Origin of the sequence: Streptomyces sp. NPDC056169, assembly GCF_042268445.1 — a bacterium.
Taxonomy (GTDB): Bacteria; Actinomycetota; Actinomycetes; order Streptomycetales; family Streptomycetaceae; genus Streptomyces.
Map to the genome: position 1 here is coordinate 1 of NZ_JBHJUO010000054.1, position 3,390 is coordinate 3,390.

At 71.7% G+C, this 3,390-nt stretch carries 3 protein-coding genes; 2 read left to right on the forward strand and 1 reads right to left on the reverse strand.

What is annotated here, in order from left to right:
* Positions 1-35: 35 nt before the first annotated feature.
* Positions 36-230, reverse strand: coding sequence for a DUF397 domain-containing protein (locus tag ACFC0G_RS39580; RefSeq protein WP_375989053.1), 195 nt, complete (start codon positions 228-230; stop codon positions 36-38).
* 609 nt (positions 231-839) lie between these two features.
* Here ACFC0G_RS39580 and ACFC0G_RS39585 point away from each other — a divergent pair.
* Both ACFC0G_RS39585 and ACFC0G_RS39590 read left to right on the forward strand, forming a co-directional pair.
* Positions 840-1,088, forward strand: coding sequence for a GntR family transcriptional regulator (locus ACFC0G_RS39585; protein ID WP_375989050.1), 249 nt, complete (start codon positions 840-842; stop codon positions 1,086-1,088).
* A 71-nt stretch (positions 1,089-1,159) separates the two neighbouring features.
* Positions 1,160-2,584: a D-glucuronyl C5-epimerase family protein gene (locus tag ACFC0G_RS39590; RefSeq protein ID WP_375847221.1), complete on the forward strand. Its 1,425-nt coding sequence runs from the start codon at positions 1,160-1,162 to the stop codon at positions 2,582-2,584.
* The last annotated feature ends 806 nt before the right edge of the window (positions 2,585-3,390 follow it).

The following is a 3,390-nucleotide window of genomic DNA, read 5'->3' on the forward strand; positions in this document are numbered from 1 at the left end:
GTGTGGATCCCAGCCGGGGCCGCAGTGTGCACGGGTCAGGCGCCGAGCGCGCCCGCCTTCACAGCGCCGACGAACGCAGCCCAGGGCGCGGACGAGGCGGCAGCGGCGGGGATGCTGCGGTCCTTGGTGTCCCGGAAGAACGCGCCGCCGGTGGTCCGGGCGACCTCGATGCAGGCACCGTTGCCGGTGCTGTGGCTCGACACGTGCCAGGGCAGAGTGGTGCTGTCCATGTGTTGCCTTTCTGGTGGTTGTTACGTGATGGGGCCCCGTCCCCGACGGGGGCGGGGGCGGGGCCCCTACCCGTGCCCGGCCTGCGTTCTTGCCGGGTCCGGGAGTTCAGTGGCGGCACCGCGGGCACCGGCACGGCGGCCACGCCGAAGTCAGCGCGAACGGGTCAAGCGGCTCATCAGCCGTCACGCACACCTCGTCACGCCGCTCGATGATCTCGCCGTCGTGGATACGGGTCACCCGCATCGTCATCAGCCGCATGGGCGCCTTGCCGGCCTGCCCGGCGCTCACTGCTCGCCCCGGTGCGCGGTGGCGCGATGACGGCGGAGCCACACCCGGCAGTCGACCGCCCGCGAGAGGTCGCCCGCACTCTTCGCGCTGGCCTCCTCGGCTTGGAGTCGTCGGCATTCGGAACACCCGGGCACTGCCGGGGGCGGCGCTTGTGTTCTACGATCCATGCGTCACTGCTCCCTATGTAGCGGTGGCCACACCCCCCGGGCCCTGCCAGGCCGCGGGGGTTTCTTGTGACCCAGACCATACCGCGCCTTACCGAGGGTTGCCGAGGGGTCCTGCGGTCGCGCGGCATGGTGCGGGAACCTACGGTCGCCGGTATGAGCGCTGATCTCGACCGGACGCGGGCGGTATGGAGGCAGGCCGCACAGATCGTCATCGGCCGGATCAAGGACGGCACCTATCCGCCCGGGACCCGAGTGCCCTCGACGCTGGAGCTGGCAACCGAGCTGGGGGTCGCGGCGTCGACGAGCCAGAAGGCGCTCGCCTATCTGCGCCGTGAGGGCTGGTTGCGCGGCGAGACCGGGATTGGAACCTTCGTCGCCGACCAGCCGCCCCTCGACGGCTGAGCACGCCCAGGTACCGGCGGACGCCACGTCAGGCCCTCGCTATCCGTGCCGCCGCCGGGGACACTTGCAATATGCAACTTACCTTTCAGCAGGCTGGCTACCGTCTCGTCACTGATCTGCCGGAGGAGATGCGGCCGTGGCGTGACCGGCCGACCAAGTGGGAGAACGTCTCCCCCGCAACCGGCACCTATCACCTCGACTCTGGCGGCGTGTACCTGTACTACCCGGACGCCGGCAGCGCCGGACTCGACCACCCCGTGGGTCAGGCGCAGTTCGGGCTGGGCTGCATCTCCAGCTACCGCGCGGAGACCGACCCGGCTCGCCGGGCGGTGTTCCTGGCGCGGGCGAAGACGCAGGCGGACCGGCTCATCGCCAAACGCCTTGAGGCCCGGGGCAGCTGGTGGTTCCCTTACGGGTTCGACTTCACGCACGCCGTGCACACCGGTGTCTCGTACACGGCGCCGTGGTATTCGGGGATGGCGCAGGGCGAGGTTCTCAGCCTGCTCGTGCAGCTGTCCCAGCTCGACGGGGTGTGCGGCGAGGACCGGGCCAGGTATCTCGCGGCGGCCGACGCAGCGTTCGCGTCCCTGCAGGTCGCGGACGACGGCTACCCGTGGGCCGTCAACGTCGACGACGCTGGCTACGTGTGGCTTCAGGAGTACCCGGGCAGCCAGCCGGGCGCCGGGGACTACACGTACAACGGCATGGTCTTCGCGATGTTCGGGCTGTGGGACTACTACGTCGCCACCGGCAGCCAGGACGCCGCAGCCCTGTACGACGGGTGCGCGACCACCATCGCCCGCTACTTTCCGCTGCTGCGGAACACCAAGTGGGCCTCGCACTACTGCCAGACGCACCGCATACCCGCGCCCGCCTACCACCAGCACCACATCAACCTGCTGCGGCAACTGCACTGGCAGACCGGCAGCGCCGACTTCGCCGACCACACGGACCGGCTCGTCGACGACTACCCGGCCAGCGTGACGGGCACGGTCCAGTTCGCGGCCGGCACGCACACCCTGTACCGGTACGACACGGCTGCGGACGGCTCCTGGGCGCAGTCCAAGGCGGACAAGATCCTGGAAACCAAGTCGGTGACGTTCAGCCGGGCGACGCAGGCCCCGGCGTCGATGCGGCGCCGGATCCAGAACCGGGGCATCTACTACCGGATCAGCGCTGGCGCATATGAGGGCTGGTGGGTGGGCGAGGCGTGGCCCAACTCGTACCTGCTCGGGCAGTACCTGACGACCCTGTACCGGCCCACCCGCACCGTGACGTTCCCAGGGGGCGGCACCTCGGTGGACACGTACAAGGTGGCGGCGGACGGCACGGCGACCATCAGGACGGTGTCCTTCGCGACCCCGTCGAACGCGCCGACGGACCGGCGGGCGATCGTCAACGGCAGGCCGTGCTTCCAGATCACAGCGGGCGGCCTGACCGGGTACTGGGTGGCGGCGACGTCGGTGACGGTCAACTCCTCGGGGCCGACCGGCTAAGGGCTGCGGTAACGACGAAGCGGCCCCGCCCTCCCGGAGGAGGACGGGGCCGTGGTCATGGGTACTGGCGGCGGTGCGGGTCGAGGCCCAACGCCTCCGGGGTGTTGCCGTTGCCGTTGTTGCCGGGCTGGTTCGGCGGCGGGGCACCGTCCCGCCTGCAGACGAGCGCGTCGGCATCCCATGACGGCGCCTGCAGGCTGTACCCGTCGGGGCATGTCTGCCCGGACCGGCCGTCCTTGCCGTCGTGGCCGTCGTGGCCGTCGTGGCCGTCGTGGCCGTCCTTGCCGGGCGGGCCGGCCGGTCCTGCCGGGCCTGCGGGTCCTGCTGGGCCTGCTGGGCCTGCCGGTCCTACCGACCCCGCCGGGCCTGCCGGACCGGTCACTGTAGCGCCGGGCTCGCCTTGCCCGCCGGACGGTCCCGCAGCACCGGGCGAGCCTGGCGAGCCGGGAGGGCCCGTCGCACCCGGCCGTCCCGGCTCGCCCTGCGGACCGCGAGGCCCAGCCGGGCCAGGGACCGGCACAGGCACCTGGGCGCGTGCGGGCAGATCGTCTACCGCTCGCGACGGGTCCGGCGCGGCCGGCGTCCCCCCGCCTGCTTTGATCTGCGAGCGCAGCACCCGCACATCCGTCGCCAGCGTGGCCACGGCGTCCCCGCGCAGGTCCGCCTCTGCGGCGAGGTCATCCGCCCGGCGGTCTCCCGCGTCGATGCGGAGCCACACGAGGACTACCGCACCCGACAGCACGAGTAGCACGGCTGCGACCGCGAGGAATCGCCATCGCTGTACGTGGAGCGGCCTCGCGTGGCGA

What these genes read in the sequence shown, in the direction of transcription:
- ACFC0G_RS39580 (WP_375989053.1), bottom strand. Translation starts at nt 230, where the DNA reads ATGGACAGCACCACTCTGCCCTGGCACGTGTCGAGCCACAGCACCGGC.
- ACFC0G_RS39585 (WP_375989050.1), top strand. Translation starts at nt 840, where the DNA reads ATGAGCGCTGATCTCGACCGGACGCGGGCGGTATGGAGGCAGGCCGCA.
- ACFC0G_RS39590 (WP_375847221.1), top strand. Translation starts at nt 1,160, where the DNA reads ATGCAACTTACCTTTCAGCAGGCTGGCTACCGTCTCGTCACTGATCTG.